Consider the following 16,681-nt stretch of genomic DNA (forward strand, 5'->3'; position numbering starts at 1 on the left):
GTTTGCCTGGCATTAGCACTACCAGTGCCAGAGCGTGCCATCGTGGGCAAGGCGATTCACCGGCAGGTAAGCGCGTTGATAGGGATACCTGGCCGCCAGCGCCTCATCGATCTCCACGCCATGTCCCGGCGCATCGCCCGGATACAGCATGCCGTTGGCAAAGGTGTAGGCGTGCGGGAACACCGCATCGGTCTCCTCGCTGTGGCGCATGTATTCCTGGATGCCGAAGTTGGGCACCCACAGGTCGAAATGCAGCGCGGCGCCCATGCACACCGGCGAGAGGTCGGTCGCCCCATGCGAGCCGGTGCGGACCTGGTGCATCGCGGCGAAGTCAGCGATGCGGCGCAGGTGCGTGATGCCGCCCGCATGGACCACGGTGGCGCGGATGTAGTCGATCAACTGCTCCTGGATCAGCGTCTTGCAGTCCCAGATGGTGTTGAAGACCTCGCCCACCGCCAGCGGCGTGGTGGTGTGCTGGCGGATCAGCCGGAAGCTCTCCTGGTGCTCCGCGGGCGTGGCGTCTTCCATCCAGAACAGGCGGAACGGCTCCAGCGACTTGCCCAGGCGAGCCGCCTCGATCGGCGTGAGCCGGTGGTGCACGTCGTGCAGCAGGTGCAGATCCCAGCCAGCCGCGTCACGTACCTTCTCGAACAGGCGCGGCGTGTGGTCCAGGTAGCGCTCCGTGCTCCAGTCGTGCTCCGACGGCAGCGAGGCATCGGCCGGCTCGTAGAACAGGCGGTCCGACGACACGCCATACACCTTGTTAAGCCCCGGCACGCCCGATTGCGCGCGCACCGCGTGGTAGCCCAGTTCCTTGTAGCGCAGCACCTCGTCCACCGTGGCCTCGATATCGCTGCCATTGGCGTGGCCGTACACCATCACGCCGGTGCGGCTCTTGCCGCCCAGCAACTGGTAAAGCGGCATGCCCGCTGCCTTGGCCTTGATGTCCCACAGCGCGGTATCGACGGCGGCGATCGCGCTCATGGTGACCGGCCCGCGCCGCCAGTACGCGCCGCGATACAGGTACTGCCAGATGTCCTCCACCTGGTGCGGGTCGCGCCCGATCAGGCAGGGCGCCACGTGGTCCTCCAGGTAACTCGCCACGGCCAGCTCGCGGCCGTTGAGCGTGGCGTCGCCGATGCCGCTCAGGCCCTCGTCGGTCTCGATCTTCAGCGTCACGAAGTTGCGTCCCGGGGAACACACGATGACGCGCGCGGCGGTGATCTTCATGCTCTCTCCTGCGTGGTTATTGTCGATGGTTCCCGGCGCCTGCCCGCGCTTACATGACCGCGCCCAGCGACCACGGCACAAACTCGTTCTGCCCGTAGCCATGCAGCTCGCTTTTGGTCTTTCGCCCCGATGCGGTCTCCAGCATCAGCCGGAAAATCTGCTCGCCCTTCTGCGCGATGCTGGCGCCGCCATCGACGATGTCGCCGCAGTTGATGTCGATGTCGTCGGCCTGCCTTTGCCACAGCGCGCTGTTGGTCGCCAGCTTGAGCGAGGGCGATGGCGCGCAGCCGTAGGCCGAGCCGCGCCCGGTGGTAAAGCAGATCAGGTTGGCGCCGCCCGCCACCTGGCCGGTGGCTGAGACCGGGTCGTAACCAGGCGTGTCCATGAAGACCAGGCCGCGCGCGCGTACCGGCTGCGCGAACTCGTAGACCTCCACCAGGTTGGTGGTGCCGCTCTTGGCCACCGCGCCTAGCGACTTCTCCAGGATGGTGGTGAGCCCGCCGGCCTTGTTGCCGGCCGAGGGGTTGTTGTCCATGCTGCCGTGGTTGCGCGCGCAATAGTCTTCCCACCAGCGGATCCGCGCCAGCAAGCGCGCGGCCACCGCCGGCGACGCCGCGCGGCGCGTCAGCAGATGCTCGGCGCCGTAGATCTCGGGCGTCTCTGACAAAATGGCGCCGCCGCCATGGCGCACCAGCAGATCCACGGCCGCGCCCAGCGCCGGGTTGGCAGTCAGCCCGGAGTAACCATCCGAGCCACCGCATTGCAGGCCCACCGTGATGTGGCTCGCCGGCATGGCTTGCCGGTGCACGCGATTGGCATCGGCAAGCAGGTCCTGCACGATAGCCACGCCGCGCGCCACCGCACCGGCGGTGCCGCCGCTGTCCTGGATGTTGAACGCATGCAGGCGCGGGCCGCCGGCCATGCCAGCGAGACCCTCCTCGGCCAGCAGGCCATCGATCTGGTTGGCCTCGCAACCCAGCCCCACCACCAGCACCGCGGCAAAATTCGGGTGGCGCGCGTAGCCCGCCAGCGTGCGCCGCAATACGCGCAGGTTCTCGCCCTCGCTATCGGTGGCGCAGCCCGCGCCATGCGTGAGCGCCACCACGCCATCCACATTGGGAAACGCGGCCAGCGCCTCGGGGCGAAGCTCGCGCCGGAAATAATCGGCAATGGCGCGCGCCACCGTGGCGGAGCAGTTCACCGAGGTAAGGATGCCGATGTAGTTGCGGGTGGCCACGCTGCCGTCGGCGCGTTTGATGCCATCGAAGCTGGCCGGTGCATCAACGTATTCGGTGGCGCGCGCATCGGCGCCGGCAGCGTATTCACGTGTGAACTCGCCCATGGCCAGGTTATGTGTATGCACGTGCTGGCCAGGCGCGATCGGCTGGCGCGCAAAGCCGATGATCTGGTTGTAGCGCCGCACCGGCGCGCCCGCGGCAATGGCGCGCACCGCCAGCTTGTGCCCGGGCGGCACCAGGCTGGCGACGGTCACGCCCTCGGCGGCGATGACGGTGCCCGGCACCAATTGGCGGCAGGCGATGACGATGTCGTCGGCGGGGTGTATGCGGATGACCTTGGGGGCGTTATCGGCTGGCATGCTGGCTCCGGGCAGATGGCTGAGAGGGGACGAGCGGGATGTGCCGCCTCAGTTGGACCAGCCGCCGTCGATCACCTGCGCCGTGCCGGTGGTGAATGCCGATTCGTCCGAACCGAGGTACACCGCCAGCGCGGCGATCTCTGCGGCGCTGCCGATGCGCCCCATCGGCTGGCGGGCGACAAAGGCGGCTTCCACCTCGGCCAGGCTCCTGCCGCCATCGCGCGCCTGGTCCGCGATGCGCTGGCGCAGCGAGGGCGACTCCACCGTGCCGGGGCAGATCGCATTGCAGCGGATGCCGTGGCCGATGTAGTCCGCCGCCACCGACTTGGTCATGCCGATCACCGCCGCCTTGGTGGCGCCGTAGACGAAGCGGTTGGGCGCGCCCTTGATGCTGCCCGCCACCGASGCCATGTTGACGATCGAGCCGCGGCGCTGCACCACCATGGCGGGCAGGAAGGCGCGCATCATGCTGTACATGGCGCGCACGTTCAGGTTCATCGAGAAATCGAAAGCCGCTTCGTCGCATTCCAGGATGGTGCCGTGGTGCACGAAGCCCGCGCCGTTGAACAGGATATCGAGCGCGCCGGCCTGCTTCGCCGCGGCCTGCACCGCGGCGCCGTCCGTCACGTCCAGTCGCAGCGTGGTGCAGCCGGGCTGGCCGGCCAGCGCCTCGAGCAGGCGCTCGTTGATATCGGCGGCGATCACGCGCGCGCCTTCACGCAGATAGGCTTCGGCGGTGGCGCGGCCAATGCCCTGCCCGGCCGCGGTGACGAGGGCCAGCTTGCCAGCGAGTCGTTGCGTCATCAGTCGTTCTCCATGAGCGGTCCCGGCCACGTTTGCGTAGCCGGTGAAATCATCAGGAAACCAGCGCGCGCGCCACTGTGCGGCGCCCGATCGCGGCCCAGTCCCATTCGATGCCAAGGCCCGGCGCGTCCGGGGCGATGGCGTAGCCAGCCTCGATGCGCACGCTGCTGGCAGCAACCTCGTCGAGCTGCGGGATGTACTCCACCCAGGCCGCGTTGGGCACCGCAGCGCATAGCGACACATGCAGCTCCATCAAGAAGTGCGGGCAGATCGACAGGTTGTGGGCTTCGGCCAGGTGTGCCACTTTGAGCCAGGGCGTGATGCCGCCAATGCGCGCCACATCGGCCTGCACGATGCCGCAGGCGCCCTGGCGCACATACTCGGCAAACTGGCCAGGCGAGTACAACGACTCGCCCACCGCGATGGGCACGGAGGTGGATGCGGCCAGCCGCACGTGCCCGCCGATATCGTCGGCCGGCAGCGGCTCCTCGAACCACGCGATGCCCAGTTCGGCGTAATGCGGCGCGCGCCGGATGGCCTCGGCAGCGGTGAAGCACTGGTTGGCATCCACCATCAGCTCGAAGCCATCACCTACCGCGGCACGCACCGCCGCGAGGCGCGCCGCATCCTCGCTTGCCCGCGCGCGGCCCACCTTCAGCTTGGCGCCGCGAAAGCCCGCCTCGCGCGCCGCCACGGCCTCGCTCACCAGCGTATCGGCATCCAGGTGCAGCCAGCCGCCTTCGGTGGTGTAGACCGGCACGCGCGGCTGCGCCCCGCCGGCGGCAAGCCACAGGGGCTGGCCATCGCGCCGGCAGCGCCAGTCCCACAGCGCGGTATCGATGGCGGCCAGCGCCAGGCTGGTGATGGCGCCGACCGAGGTGGCGTGCGTGGCGAACAGCAGCTCGCGCCAGATCGCCTCGATCTGGGCCGGATCGCGCCCGATCAGGCGCGGCGCCAGGTGATCGCGCAGCAGCGCCATCACCGATGAGCCGCCGGTGCCGATGGTATAGGCGTAGCCCGTGCCCTCGGCGCCATCGTCGCAGCGGATGCGCACCATGGGCGTTTCCTGCGTGACGAAGGACTGGATGGCGTCGGAGCGCGGCACACGCGGCGGCAGGTCCACCTGCAGCAGTTCGACCTGGACGATGGTGGCGCTCATTTGCTGCCCACCAGGTTCGGCAGCCACAGCGTGATCGCCGGGAAATAGGTGATGGCGATCAGCGTCAGGAACAACGGCACCAGCCACGGCAGGATGGCCACGGTAGTGCGCTCCACCGACAGCTTGGCCACCCGCGCCAGCACGAACAGCACCATCCCCAGCGGCGGATGCAGCAGGCCGATCATCAGGTTGAGCGTCATCACCAGCCCGAAGTGGATCGGGTCGATGCCGAGCTTGAGCACGATGGGCAGCAGGATCGGGACCAGGATGGTGATCGCCGCCGTGGTGTCGATAAAGCAGCCCACGATCAGGATCAGCACATTGGCCAGCAGCAGGAACACCCATTTGTTGTGGGTGAAGCCAAGGATAGCGTCGGAGAGCATCTGCGCGGCCTGGCTGGTGGTGAGCAGCCAGGCGAAGATCGATGCCGCGGTGACGATGAACAGCACCGATGCGGTGGTCTCGATGGTGTCGAGCGTGGCCTTGGCCAGCGAGCGCAGCGTCATGGAGCGGTAGCGCACCAGCCCGAGGAACAGCGCCCAGATCACCGCCGCCACCGCGGCCTCGGTGGGCGTGAACCAGCCCAGCGTCATGCCGCCGATCAGGATCACCGGCGCCATCAGCGCCATCACCGCGGAAAAGTCGAAGTACCAGTCCAGCGCCAGCAGCACCACCAGCGCGATCAGCGCGGCCACGTTGGTGGACACGCCAAAGCGCGTCATCAGCCAGATCGCCAGCGGAAAGGCCAGCACCACCGCGATCTCGATGCTGGCGTTGCCCAGCAGCTTCCAGGAGAACGCGGTATCGCTGCCCCACCCGCGGCGGTGGGCAAACCACGCCACCGTGCCCATCATGAACAAGGTCAGCACCAGGCCCGGCACGATGCCAGCCAGGAACAGCGAGCCGATCGACACATTGGCCATCATGCCGTAGATCACGAACGGCAGCGACGGCGGGATGATCGGCCCGAGCGTGGCCGAGGCCGCCGTCACGCCCACCGCGAACTCGGTCTCGTAGCCGTGGTCCTGCATGGCCTTGATCTCGATGGTGCCCAGGCCCGCCGCATCGGCAATGGCGGTGCCCGACATGCCGGAGAAGATCACCGAGCCGATGATGTTGACGTGGCCCAGCCCGCCGCGCATCCAGCCCACCAGCGCCACGGCGAAGTTATAGATGCGCCCGGTGATGCCGGCCACGTTCATCAGGTTGCCGGCGAGGATGAAGAAGGGCACGGCCAGGAGCGGGAAGCTCTCCACGCCGGCAATCATGCGCTGCGCCAGGATCACGTCCGGCACCGTGCCGGAGGCCCAGATATACAGCAGCGAAGCCACCGCCATCGCAATGGCGACCGGCAGGCCCACCACCATCAGCAGCAGGAAGGAAACAATCAGGATCCACATGGCGGGGCGCGCTCCGGGTTGGTCGTCGGTCGTCGGTTGTCGTCAGTCGTTGTCCGTCGTTGTCAGTCGTCGCTGGCCTCGAACGCTTCGGGGCGCTCCAGGATGGAAAAACCCTGCGTCCAGTTCAGCCAGCTCACCTGGCAGGAGCGCAGGCACATCAGGACGAATCCGGCCAGCACCAGGTAGTAGATCCAGCTTTTGTTCCACGCGATGGTCGTCATCGGCTCGTCGCCCACCACCAGGATGTAGCGCCAGACCAGCCAGCCCGCATAGCCAAGAAAGGCAGTGCGCGCAATGTCCACCAGCGTGGACAGCACGCGTGCCGGCGCATGCGGCAGGTAGCGGTAGATCAGGTCCACCTGGATATGCCGGCTCTTGCGCACGCACATGGCCGCGCCGATGAACACCACGCCGATCAGGCAGTAGGTGGCCAGCTCCTCGGTCCAGGCCAGCGAGTCGTTCATCACGTAGCGGGTGAAGAACTGCAGGAAGACCAGCACGGTCATGAGCCAGAACAAGCCCAGCGTGAACCAGTCCTCGGCGGCGTAGCCGGCAAGGTCCACCTGCTTGTTGTCGGCCTCCTCGAAACTGTGCGCCAGCTCCGCAACGGTGGCCAGTTGCGGCGCACCGCCTGGGGTCTCGCCGGCAACGGCCTGCGCAGGCAGGTCGTCTGCAAGTCGGGAACGCATTTCCATGGTGTTGCTCCGCAAAGACTGCGATCTGCCTGATCTGTGGTCCGTGATCTGCCATCCGGCGCCTGCCGCCAGGTTCACTGCACGGCCTGGATCTTGTCCCAGTCGGCCTTGCGATAACCCTGCGATTCAAAGCTCACGTTCTTCAGCACCGCGTCGCGGTACTCCGGCACATTGATGTCGGTGACCGTCAGGCCCTTTTGCTTGAATACCGCCACCAGTTCCTTCTCGCGCGCCACCACGTCGGCGGTGGCGCGCATGGCGGCTTCCTGCGCCACGTCGCTGAACATCTTGCGGTCGGCCTCGGAGAGTTTCTTCCACAGGCCACCCGAGATCACCGTGTTGAGGTGGTCGACGATATGGCCCGTGAGCACGATGTACTTCTGCACCTCATAGAACTTCTTGGCTTCGATGGTGGGCAGCGGGTTCTCCTGCGCCTCCACGGTGCCGTTCTGCAGTGCCAGGTACACCTCGGCAAAGGCAATTGGCGAGGTATTCACACCGCAGGCGCGCGGCATGGCAAGGTAGGCTGGCACATCGGGCACGCGCATCTTCAGGCCCTTCATCTCGGCGCAGTGCGAGAAGGGCTTGTTGGAGGTGGACTGGCGCGTCCCGTAGTAAGTCGTGGCGACGATATGGTTGCCCGATTTTTCCTCGTAGCCGCGCGTGAGTTCCTTGTAGATATCGCTCTTGGTATAGGCCAGCAGGTGGTTGGCGTCGCGGAAGGTGTAGGGGTAGTAGGTCACGCCGATGCGCGGGAACGACTTGGCGGCAAAGCTGGAGCCCGAGATGATGATATCGACCGAGCCCATCGCCAGGCCCTGGTTGATGTCGTTCTCCTTGCCGAGCTGGGAGGCGGGGAACACATCGATCTGGTACCTGCCGTTGCTGCGCTTCTTGATCTCCTCGGCGGCCCACACCGACCACTTGTGAAACGGCTCCGAGGTTTCGTACACGTGCGCCCACTTGAGCTTGGTCTGGGCCAGCGCGGTGCCGCAGGCCAGGCTGGCCACGCAGGTTGCCAGCACAAGGGCGGCCGGCAGCAACGTTGACGGCAGGCGCAGGGAAAATGGCTTCATGCTTCGTCTCCTTCGGTGTGGTGGGCCTTGCGCTCTCTTGCGGATGCGCTTGCGGCGCTCAGGTGCTGCGTGGATGGATCTATGCGGCGGTGAGCTGTACCTTGGTGCTGCGCGTCTTGTCGGCAGCCAGCGCGAATGCCTCCACGGCCTGCGCCAGCGGCAGCTGCGCCGACAGCAGCGGGCGCACGTCGAGGCGGCCTTGCGTAAGGTAGCGCACGGCCCAGTCGAACTCGCGCCCGAAGCGAAACGCGCCGACATACTCCAGCTCGCGCGCCATGATGTTGTTGGCCGGAAAGTGCAGCCCCTCGGCCGGCAACGTGCCGATCTGCACGATGCGGGCGCCGCGCCGCGCGGCCAGCAGGCAGGTGTCCAGCGCCGCGCCGCTGCCGGCAGCTTCCAGGCAGACATCGGCGAGGTCCTGCAGCGCCTGCGGTGGCTCCCGGTCGGTGCGGATCACCTGGTCGGCGCCAACCCGCAACGCCACTTCGAGCGGGCGGTCCGCGATATCGCAGGCGATGATGTGCGCGGCGCCGGCCAGGCGCGCGGCCATCACCGCCAGGCTGCCGATGGTGCCGCCGCCGGTGACCAGCACGGTCTTGCCCAGCAGCTCGCCGGCGCGGTTCACGCCATGCAGCGCCACCGAGAGCGGCTCGGCAAACGCCAGCTCACCCAGCGAGATATCGCTGTCCACCGGCGTCAGCTGGCGCTCGTGCATCAGGAAGTGCTCGCGAAACATGCCTTGCACATGCGGATAGATGCTGGCGCTGCCGAGAAAGCGCATGTTCCGGCAAAGGTTGTCGCGCCCGGCCCGGCAGTAGTCGCATTGCCCGCACGCATGCGAGGGATTGATCGCCACCTTGTTGCCCGGGGCGACGCGCGTGACCGCGCTGCCAACGCGGGAGACGATGCCGGCCGCTTCGTGGCCCGGCGTCAGCGGCTCGCGGATCACGAAGGCGCCGACCTTGCCGTGGAAGTAGTAGTGCAGGTCCGAGCCGCAGATGCCGGCCGCACCAAGGCGCACCTCGACCTCGAACGGCCCGGGAGCGGCAGGCTCCACCTGCGTGAAACGCAGGTCTTCGCTCGCATGGATATGGCAGACCAGGGACATCATGACTCCTCGGCAAGCTTGCGCGGCTTGCGCCGCGTTGGGGTTGGCTCGGTGGGCTCGGTGGGCTCGATTGGCGCGCCTGCGGGCCACGCCGCGTAGAAGCGGCTGTGCGAGGCTTCCAGGTGCAGGCACATGGCGTCGCGCGCGGCATCCGGCGAGCCCGAGGCGATGGCGGCCACCACGGCGCGGTGCTCGGCAATGGCCGCGTGCCAGCTGGACGCGTTCTCGAAGTGGCTGCCGAAGCGGGCAAAGAGCGGGTTATGACGCTCGTCGAACAACTCGGCCACCAGGCGCTGCAGCACGGCATTGCCGGAGACTTCGGTAATCCGCAAATGGAACAGGCGATCGCCCTTGACCGGAATCTGTCCGGCGCCGGCCTCCTCCTGCATGATGGCAATCGATTCTTCCAGCGCGTCCAGCAATGCCGGCGTGGCATGCCGCGCGGCGTTGGCCGCCATCTCGCCTTCGATGGTCTGGCGCGCGCGGATCACATCCAGCGGCGGCTCGGCCATCACGCTGGCAGCGCGCGCACGCTCCGGCGGACAGGCGTAGATGCCCGAGCCCATCCGCACCTCCACCAGCCCCTCCACCTCCAGCGCGATCAGCGCTTCGCGCACCGATGGCCGCGACACGCCCAGTTGCGCCGCAAGGTCTCGCTCCGGCGGCAAGCGCGCGCCCACGGGAAACTCCCCGTTCTCGATCAACCGGCGCAACTGGTCGGCAATCTGGCGGTAAAGGCGGCGGGGTTCGATCTGCTGCAGGGGCATGTCGGCGCGCGATCCCGAAAGTGATTTGGGCCAGGAGGTAAAGTGGCCTGACCAATTTTTAGGAAGTTTTTACGCGCGCTACAAGGGGAATTTATGCAGCGCTGCAGCAGGCCGGCGCCGGTGGCTGCCCTGGCGCCCGCGCCAGCGGCCAACACGGCATGGGTGGCGGGTGCAGCAAAGGATGTAGCGAGGCGGCTTGCGCACGCGTCCCGACAAAATGCAGCTTACGGGACAACCCCAATGTCATCGTCCTTGGCCTCCCTGCGACACTTTCTATACTGGAAGCACAAGCAGAGAGACAGGAGACGGCAATGCTGCACTTCACGTCACATGATCTTGTGTTCCTGATTCCGATGGCGTTGGTTGGCATGATTGCCTTCGGCGGGATCCCCTTCACAGCCCGGGCCTTGCGCATCAGTTGCCGCGCGGCGGGTGCGATCTTCGGGGCTCTGCTGGCGGTGGCCTTGCTGGAGGCGCTCCCGTTGCTTATCTGAACGCTTCGAGCGTTCCCGGCTTGCTTGTGAAAAAGGGGGCCGCTATGACACTGAGCCTGTTGGCTGTCTTGATGGCGGCGTTCCTGCTGGTCACCGTGGCCACGGCGATCTGGCGCTGTAGCCACCCCTACCGCATGCGCTATCGGCGCTGCGCCGAGCAGCGCAAGCGCGCCGGCATCTGCCGGCAAATGCAGCGACACTAAGCGCGCCGCCCTCTGTGGTGTATTCGTAATCCGGGCCGGAAGGGCCCGGTGGCTGGTCGTTTGCCTGGCTGCGTTTGCCTGCCCGGCCGATCAGATCTCGATCATCGCGAATTCGCCCTTGCCCACGTCACATTCAGGGCAACGCCAGTCTTCCGGAATGTCGTCCCAGCGCGTGCCCGGGGCGATGCCATCGTCCGGCCAGCCCTGCTCTTCGTCGTAGACCCATCCGCAAATCAAGCAAACCCAAGTCTTGTAAACAACGGCTTCCTGCTGCAAAACGCACTCCTGTATCGATTCCGGGCGAAATGATACAGCGTTTCTTGCTCGTACCTCGCCGATTGGGCCGAGCGGCAGGGCGCAGGGGACGGCAACGCCACCCCCTGCGCGGGCAAGGCCAGGTTTGCCGGCGATTTACTGCCGAATGGTGAAGTCAACCCGGTTGGGTGCGCCCTTGTCCTTGATGCCATCGGCGCTGAGCTTCGAGGCGGTCAGGAACAGGCGGCTTTCCGGCACCTTGGCATCGCGCTCCAGCGCCTGCTTGACCGCCAGCGCCCGCTGCTCGGCCAATTGCCGGAGTTCCACATCGGTCACTGGTGCATTCTCCAGCAGCAGCGCCTCCATCTCCTTGGTGGGCAGGGATTTCGCCAGCCCGACCATATTGCGCGGCTTCTTGAAGGAGGCGCGCTTGTAGACCGCTTCCAGGTACTTCGGGTACTCCTGCGGCGACACCGTCACCTTGGCGCCTTGCTCGCCCTCCTCGTTCTCTTCAGCCACGACGCCCGCCTTCGCGCTGGCGCGCATCTCGCGCGATTTTTGCTCGGCCACGCGCGCGTCCAGCCAGGCGCGCTTGGCGCCGGCGGTATCGGTGGCGGGATCGATGCGGCCGCTGATCTCCAGGCGCAGCGCCGGGCGGTCGGCCAGGGCCTTGCCCAGTGTCGCGATCTTCTGCGTGGCCGCCGGCGTGAGCGTGGAGGTGCCGGGCGCAAACTCCACGTAGCCCAGTTCGTCGCCACCGCCAAAGGCGGAGGCGATCAACGAGAACGGCGAGGTGATGGCCTTGGTGAGCAGATTGACGATCACCCGCACGATCACGCCACCAATGCTGAACTCCGGGTCCGACAAGGAGCCCGACACCGGCAGGTTGATGTCGATCACACCATTGCGGTCCTTCAGCAGCGAGACCGCCAGCAGCACCGGCAGCTTGGTCGCGCTAGGGCTGTCGACCTTGTCGCCAAAGGTGAGCTGGTCCAGGTAGAGGTGGTTGCGCGCGTCCAGCTTGCCGTTCTCGATCTTGTACGCCACATCGACCGTGAGCTTGCCCTTGGTGATCGGGTAGCCGGCGTACTTGGCCGCGTACGGGGTCAGCCGGGTCAGCTCCACGCCCGCGGCCTTGGCGGCAATATCGAGGTAGAGCGTGTCGGCCAGCGGGTTGAGCTTGCCGTCGATCGTGACCGGCGCATCATCGTCAATACGGCCTGCCAGCGTAAGGTCGGCGGGCGCCGGCTCGGTCGAAGACACTTTGGAGACCGAGCCCTTCATGTCGGTCAGGTTGGCGGTGTAGTTCGGCTTGATGAAGAAGTCCGAGAAATTGATGTTGCCTTTCTCCACCGTCACGCCGCCAATGCGGATCTGCGGCTTGGCCGCGGCGGAAGCCACAGGCGCCGGCACCGGGGCCGGTGCGCCGGCGGCGCTCGCCGGCGCGGGACTGGCTTGCGTCAGGCTGGTGGTGGGCGCCGCTTCGCCCTTGGCAGCGCCGCCGGCCATCACATCCTGCAGGTTCAAGCGGCCGTTGGCATTCAGGATCACCCGCGCGTAGAAATCCGACAGCGCGACACCGGCCACGCCGACCTTCATCGGCCCCTTGGCCTCATCCATGGCGAAATCGATGCCGTTCACCGCGAGCGAGCGCCAGCGCAGGAAGTCGTCACCGGTCACCCGGTCGACGCTGCGCACATTGCCGAGCAGCGCATTGCCGGTGAAGCGCGCGGTGATTGGCTTGCCGGCGGGCGCCTCCACGCCGAGGCGGCCCTTGACGGTAGCGGCGCCGCCACGCAACGCCGCGTTGAAGCGGTCGGCCAGGTAGGGCTGCAGCGGCGCGAGGTCCAGCTCTCGGACGTCGACCTGCAGTTGCGCCGCGGGCCCGGTGGGCAGCACGGTGCCGTCGAGCGCCATCGCGCCGCGCCGGCCCACGTCCGCCTTGAGCTTCACCGGGATGGCCCCGGCCGCCATCGGCCAGTTGAGCGCGCCCGTGCCGAGGCTGATATTGCGGAATTGATGGACCACGGGACGGTCGCGGTTGGCTGCCGCGGGCGCATAGTCGGTCACGCGCAGGCTGCCCCCATCGAGCGTGAACTTGCCGAGCTGTGCCTTCCAGGGCAATGGCTTGGCGGCAGCCGCGCTCTCGGGCTGGACAGCCTTGGCCTGGACGGCGGTGCTGCGTTGGGCGGACTTCTGCCTGGATTGCACAGCCCACAGGCGCGCGCTTTCGAGCATTTCGCCGCGGAAGTCACGCGTGATGGCGATCTGCGGCTTGGCGACCACCAACTGGCCGGCCTGGAAGGAATGCGCGCCAAGGTCGAACGCGATGTCCTCCAGCGCCACGCGCTCGGCGAGCATCACCGGCAGGTTGGCGGTGTCGCTGTCGTCGCGGGCACGCGCGCGGCGCGCGTCGCGCCGGCGGTCGCTATCGGCCGCGGCAGGTTGGCTTGCGCCAGTCGTGGCGGCTGCCACTTGCGCCACCGTCACCGGCTCCCGGGTGCTCAGGTAGAGCGGCGCCAGTTCGACGCGGGACTTTTCCAGCGAGAAGGCAAAAGCGGGGCCGCCCCACGCCATCTTGTAATGCAGCTCGGCGTTGATGGCAGTGTCGCCAAGCCGGGTCTGGAGCTCCGCCGGCCACCATGCGGCAAACCCTTGGGGCTTCACGCCGCTGGCTTGCAGCGTGCCGTCCATGGTGCCGCCACGCAGGGACAGCTCGCCTTCATGGCTGAGCGTCTGGCCCTCGCCGATCGCCAGCTTGGCCTGCACCTTGGCCGGCTTGTCGCTGTCGCCGGAAAGACCCGCCACGTCGGCGTCAAGCGGCCCGAGCGCGAGCGTGCCGGGCCCGGAAGGCGCCGAGTCGTCACGCAGGCCCAGGCGGGCCTCTTTGACGGTGATCTGGTCGATCGCATAGCGCCAGGGCTTTTCAGGCACCGGCGCAATGCCGGCGGCGGCGGGTGCCGATGCAGGGCCGGCCTTGGCCACGACAGGTGCGGACGCCTGGCCCGCCTTGGCTACGGCCGGCGCGGATGCGGGCGCCGCTGCGGCTGCCGATGCGGCTGCAGCCGGCGCGTGGGCCGGCTTCTCGACCTTGGCGGCTTCCGGCAGAAACGCGTCGGCCAGGTCGAGCGAGCCATCGGCGCGCCGCACTGCCTGCACGGCCAGGCCCTCCACGGAGAGGCTGCGCAGGTGGGCCATCCGCCCCAACGGTTCAATGCGCGCGATGTCCACCGCTACCCGCCCGGCCTTCACCAGGGGCGATCCATCATGCTTGCGGATATCGGCGTCGCGCAGCGCCGCGGTGCCTGCCAGGAAGACGTCCTGCTTGTCCTTGTCCTGGATAAAGCCCAGCGTCAGCCGTGAATCCAGCAGCCCGCCCTTGATATCCGCATCCTTGAGCTTCGGCGCGAACGGCATGTAGCGCACCAGCTCCAGGGCGTCGAGGTTGATATTGAGGTGGGTCTCGCGCGATGCCGCGAACGGCAGCATGGTGCCATCCAGCGCCAGCGCGGAGCCGTTGATGTTCGCGCTCAGCGTGGGCCGGGTGACGATCTCCACGTCATGCGGCAGATTGGACAGGAACGGCAGCGTGATGGTCAGGTTGTCCACGCGCTGCGTCTGGTTGAGCAGCTTGTCGTCGAACACCAGGCTGCCGCCGGTCAGCGCGATATTGTTGACCGAGAAGCGCGCCGGCTCGGATTTTGGCGCAGGCGGCTTGGCCGCGAAGCGCTCCACGATGTCGGCGTAGTTCATGCGGCCGTTGGCGTCGCGCGCAAGATGCAGCGCGGGCCGGTCGATATGCACGGCATCCACCACCGGGGCGAAGTGCCACAGTGACGCGATGGCGCCATCGATCTTGGCTTCGCCCACGGTCAGCATGGGCGTGGTGCCGTCGGGCTCGTAGATGGTAATGTCGGAAACGTCGACGGCCAGCGAGAACGGATGCACCTCGGCACCCCCAAACGTGACCTTGCGCCCCAGCGCTTCGCTGGCCTGTTTGGCGGCAAACGATTTGATCAGCGGTGGCCCGCCAAAATACCCGGCCAGGCCAAACACCGCCAGCGCGGCCACAATGCCGCCGGCCACCCGCACGCCGGCCCGGCGACGTGGCGTTGCAGTTGCTGCCTGCATGGAGAACTTGATTGCCATGTGATCCCAGAAGATTCGACCCCAACTACCCGCGTCCGCTATGCGAACCCGCCGGAGAGCACGATGTAGCAAGCATTCCACACGGTGTCGCCAAACGGATCGGCCACTTTGTGGCCCGGATTTCACTTTTTAACGACATTATCGCAACGCTTGGGGGCAAAGCAAAGGCATTCAAAGGGATTTAAAGAGGATTTCAGGAGGGTCCAAAAAGGAATTCAAGCGCGCCGTCTGGAGCCGGTTCAACGCTGATCTGGTATCGTCACGCCTTTGCGAAGCGTCTTGTCGCATGCCAGCGGCTTATCCGCCACTTAGTGCCTGCTTCTCCCGCGCTGTATCCTCCGGCCAGAACCCTCCACGTCAACCGTGTTGCGCGCTTCGCATGCGAACAATTTCCATGCGAGTCTCCTCATGTCTACCATCAGCAGTACTGCCGGAGCAGATAGCGCGCACAGCCAACAAGCGCGCCCGCTGACCGGACAGGATTACAAGACGCTTGCCCTTGCCGCCCTCGGGGGCGCGCTCGAGTTCTACGACTTCATCATCTTTGTCTTCTTCGCCACCGTCATCGGGCAGCTGTTCTTCCCGCCGTCGGTGCCGGACTGGCTGCGCCAGCTGCAGACCTTCGGCATCTTTGCCGCCGGCTACCTGGCGCGCCCGCTGGGCGGCATCATCATGGCCCACTTCGGCGACCTGCTGGGCCGCAAGAAGATGTTCACGCTGTCGATCCTGCTGATGTCGGTGCCGACGCTGCTGATGGGCCTGCTGCCGACCTACCATGCGATCGGCCTGCTCGCGCCCGTGGCGTTGCTACTGCTGCGCGTGATGCAAGGCGCGGCGGTTGGCGGCGAAGTGCCGGGTGCCTGGGTGTTCGTCTCCGAGCACGTGCCCGCGCGCCGCACCGGCTATGCCTGCGGCACGCTGACCGCAGGCCTGACGGCCGGCATCCTGCTAGGTTCCCTGGTGGCCACCGGCGTCAATACCATCTTCACCCCGGCCGAGCTTGTCGACTGGGGCTGGCGCATGCCTTTCCTGCTGGGCGGTGTATTCGGCATCGGCTCCATGTACCTGCGCCGCTGGCTGCATGAAACCCCGGTGTTCGCCGAGCTGCAGAAGCGCAAGGCGCTGGCCGCGGAAATGCCGCTCAAGACGGTGGTGCGCGATCACCGCGGCGCGGTGGCGGTATCGATGCTGCTGACGTGGATGCTGTCCGCGGGCATCGTGGTGGTGATTCTGATGACGCCCACCTTCCTGCAGAAGATCTATGGCTTCGATGCGCGCACCGCGCTGGTAGCCAATAGCGTGGCCACGCTGTGCCTGACGGTCGGCTGCGTGGTGGCCGGCCTGATGGCCGACAAGGTAGGCCCACGGGTCACCCTGTTCGTTGGCGGCCTGCTGCTGGCGATCAGCTCGTACGTGTTCTACAGCACCCTGCACACACGCCCGGACCTGCTGATTCCGCTGTACGCGGTAGCCGGCTTCTTCGTGGGCACCATCGGTGCGGTGCCGTATGTGCTGGTCAAGGCGTTCCCGGCCCAGGTACGGTTTTCCGGGCTGTCGTTCTCGTACAACCTGTCGTACGCGATCTTCGGCGGGCTGACCCCGATGATCGTGACGCTGATGCTCAAGAACGATCCGCTGGCCCCCGCCTACTACGTGGTGGCGCTGTGCCTGCTGGGCATGGCGACGGCGCTGTTCGTCAAGGACCGCTCGCTCGCCTGAACCTGATGGCAACTGCTGCGCCTGC

14 protein-coding genes are annotated in these 16,681 nt (G+C 66.9%); 3 read left to right on the plus strand and 11 right to left on the minus strand.

Features of this window, described 5'->3' with window-relative positions; all coding sequences use genetic code 11:
- Positions 1 to 18 precede the first annotated feature (18 nt).
- From manD to AC1DQR_RS07140, 9 genes are all read right to left on the minus strand, one after another.
- Positions 19 to 1,230, minus strand: coding sequence for a D-mannonate dehydratase ManD (manD, locus tag AC1DQR_RS07100; RefSeq protein WP_416051663.1), 1,212 nt, complete (start codon positions 1,228 to 1,230; stop codon positions 19 to 21).
- A gap of 49 nt (positions 1,231 to 1,279) precedes the next feature.
- A complete protein-coding gene (locus AC1DQR_RS07105; protein ID WP_477132788.1) occupies positions 1,280 to 2,827 on the minus strand; it encodes a UxaA family hydrolase in 1,548 nt (515 codons plus the stop codon).
- A gap of 48 nt (positions 2,828 to 2,875) precedes the next feature.
- Positions 2,876 to 3,631: an SDR family oxidoreductase gene (locus AC1DQR_RS07110; protein ID WP_477132789.1), complete on the minus strand. Its 756-nt coding sequence runs from the start codon at positions 3,629 to 3,631 to the stop codon at positions 2,876 to 2,878.
- A gap of 52 nt (positions 3,632 to 3,683) precedes the next feature.
- On the minus strand, positions 3,684 to 4,790 hold the full coding sequence (locus tag AC1DQR_RS07115) for a mandelate racemase/muconate lactonizing enzyme family protein (protein ID WP_477132790.1): 1,107 nt from the start codon (positions 4,788 to 4,790) through the stop codon (positions 3,684 to 3,686).
- The gene (locus AC1DQR_RS07120; protein ID WP_416051660.1) at positions 4,787 to 6,190 is read right to left on the minus strand and encodes a TRAP transporter large permease; all 1,404 of its coding nucleotides are present in this window, start codon (positions 6,188 to 6,190) and stop codon (positions 4,787 to 4,789) included. The genes AC1DQR_RS07115 and AC1DQR_RS07120 overlap by 4 nt, the downstream gene beginning before the upstream one ends.
- A 62-nt stretch (positions 6,191 to 6,252) precedes the next feature.
- A complete protein-coding gene (locus AC1DQR_RS07125; protein ID WP_416051659.1) occupies positions 6,253 to 6,885 on the minus strand; it encodes a TRAP transporter small permease in 633 nt (210 codons plus the stop codon).
- 74 nt (positions 6,886 to 6,959) lie between these two features.
- On the minus strand, positions 6,960 to 7,961 hold the full coding sequence (locus tag AC1DQR_RS07130; RefSeq protein ID WP_416051658.1) for a sialic acid TRAP transporter substrate-binding protein SiaP: 1,002 nt from the start codon (positions 7,959 to 7,961) through the stop codon (positions 6,960 to 6,962).
- A gap of 79 nt (positions 7,962 to 8,040) precedes the next feature.
- Entirely contained in the window at positions 8,041 to 9,069 is a 1,029-nt protein-coding gene (locus AC1DQR_RS07135) for an L-idonate 5-dehydrogenase (RefSeq protein WP_416053361.1), read from the minus strand.
- The gene (locus tag AC1DQR_RS07140) at positions 9,069 to 9,836 is read right to left on the minus strand and encodes a FadR/GntR family transcriptional regulator (protein WP_416051657.1); all 768 of its coding nucleotides are present in this window, start codon (positions 9,834 to 9,836) and stop codon (positions 9,069 to 9,071) included. Before AC1DQR_RS07140 ends, AC1DQR_RS07135 begins: the two co-directional genes overlap by 1 nt.
- A 311-nt stretch (positions 9,837 to 10,147) precedes the next feature.
- On the opposite strand from AC1DQR_RS07140, the gene AC1DQR_RS07145 reads away from it, so the two are divergent.
- On the plus strand, positions 10,148 to 10,330 hold the full coding sequence (locus AC1DQR_RS07145) for a hypothetical protein (protein ID WP_006163669.1): 183 nt from the start codon (positions 10,148 to 10,150) through the stop codon (positions 10,328 to 10,330).
- Between the two features lie 44 nt (positions 10,331 to 10,374).
- Positions 10,375 to 10,533 (plus strand): hypothetical protein, encoded by a 159-nt coding sequence (locus AC1DQR_RS07150; protein WP_170301920.1) that lies wholly within the window; start codon positions 10,375 to 10,377, stop codon positions 10,531 to 10,533.
- 90 nt (positions 10,534 to 10,623) lie between these two features.
- Here the strand turns inward: AC1DQR_RS07150 and AC1DQR_RS07155 are convergent, their stop codons facing one another.
- Positions 10,624 to 10,809, minus strand: a complete 186-nt coding sequence (locus tag AC1DQR_RS07155) for a rubredoxin (RefSeq protein WP_043356767.1) — start codon at positions 10,807 to 10,809, stop codon at positions 10,624 to 10,626.
- 135 nt (positions 10,810 to 10,944) lie between these two features.
- On the minus strand, positions 10,945 to 14,937 hold the full coding sequence (locus AC1DQR_RS07160; protein WP_416051656.1) for a DUF748 domain-containing protein: 3,993 nt from the start codon (positions 14,935 to 14,937) through the stop codon (positions 10,945 to 10,947).
- A 408-nt stretch (positions 14,938 to 15,345) separates the two neighbouring features.
- Here AC1DQR_RS07160 and AC1DQR_RS07165 point away from each other — a divergent pair, with 408 nt between their 5' ends.
- Positions 15,346 to 16,656, plus strand: coding sequence for an MFS transporter (locus AC1DQR_RS07165; RefSeq protein WP_416051655.1), 1,311 nt, complete (start codon positions 15,346 to 15,348; stop codon positions 16,654 to 16,656).
- Positions 16,657 to 16,681 lie beyond the last annotated feature (25 nt).

Source organism: Cupriavidus sp. 05L411 (genome assembly GCF_056398045.1).

What these genes read in the sequence shown, in the direction of transcription:
- manD (WP_416051663.1), bottom strand. Translation starts at nt 1,230, where the DNA reads ATGAAGATCACCGCCGCGCGCGTCATCGTGTGTTCCCCGGGACGCAAC.
- AC1DQR_RS07105 (WP_477132788.1), bottom strand. Translation starts at nt 2,827, where the DNA reads ATGCCAGCCGATAACGCCCCCAAGGTCATCCGCATACACCCCGCCGAC.
- AC1DQR_RS07115 (WP_477132790.1), bottom strand. Translation starts at nt 4,790, where the DNA reads ATGAGCGCCACCATCGTCCAGGTCGAACTGCTGCAGGTGGACCTGCCG.
- AC1DQR_RS07120 (WP_416051660.1), bottom strand. Translation starts at nt 6,190, where the DNA reads ATGTGGATCCTGATTGTTTCCTTCCTGCTGCTGATGGTGGTGGGCCTG.
- AC1DQR_RS07125 (WP_416051659.1), bottom strand. Translation starts at nt 6,885, where the DNA reads ATGGAAATGCGTTCCCGACTTGCAGACGACCTGCCTGCGCAGGCCGTT.
- AC1DQR_RS07130 (WP_416051658.1), bottom strand. Translation starts at nt 7,961, where the DNA reads ATGAAGCCATTTTCCCTGCGCCTGCCGTCAACGTTGCTGCCGGCCGCC.
- AC1DQR_RS07135 (WP_416053361.1), bottom strand. Translation starts at nt 9,069, where the DNA reads ATGTCCCTGGTCTGCCATATCCATGCGAGCGAAGACCTGCGTTTCACG.
- AC1DQR_RS07140 (WP_416051657.1), bottom strand. Translation starts at nt 9,836, where the DNA reads ATGCCCCTGCAGCAGATCGAACCCCGCCGCCTTTACCGCCAGATTGCC.
- AC1DQR_RS07145 (WP_006163669.1), top strand. Translation starts at nt 10,148, where the DNA reads ATGCTGCACTTCACGTCACATGATCTTGTGTTCCTGATTCCGATGGCG.
- AC1DQR_RS07150 (WP_170301920.1), top strand. Translation starts at nt 10,375, where the DNA reads ATGACACTGAGCCTGTTGGCTGTCTTGATGGCGGCGTTCCTGCTGGTC.
- AC1DQR_RS07160 (WP_416051656.1), bottom strand. Translation starts at nt 14,937, where the DNA reads ATGGCAATCAAGTTCTCCATGCAGGCAGCAACTGCAACGCCACGTCGC.
- AC1DQR_RS07165 (WP_416051655.1), top strand. Translation starts at nt 15,346, where the DNA reads ATGTCTACCATCAGCAGTACTGCCGGAGCAGATAGCGCGCACAGCCAA.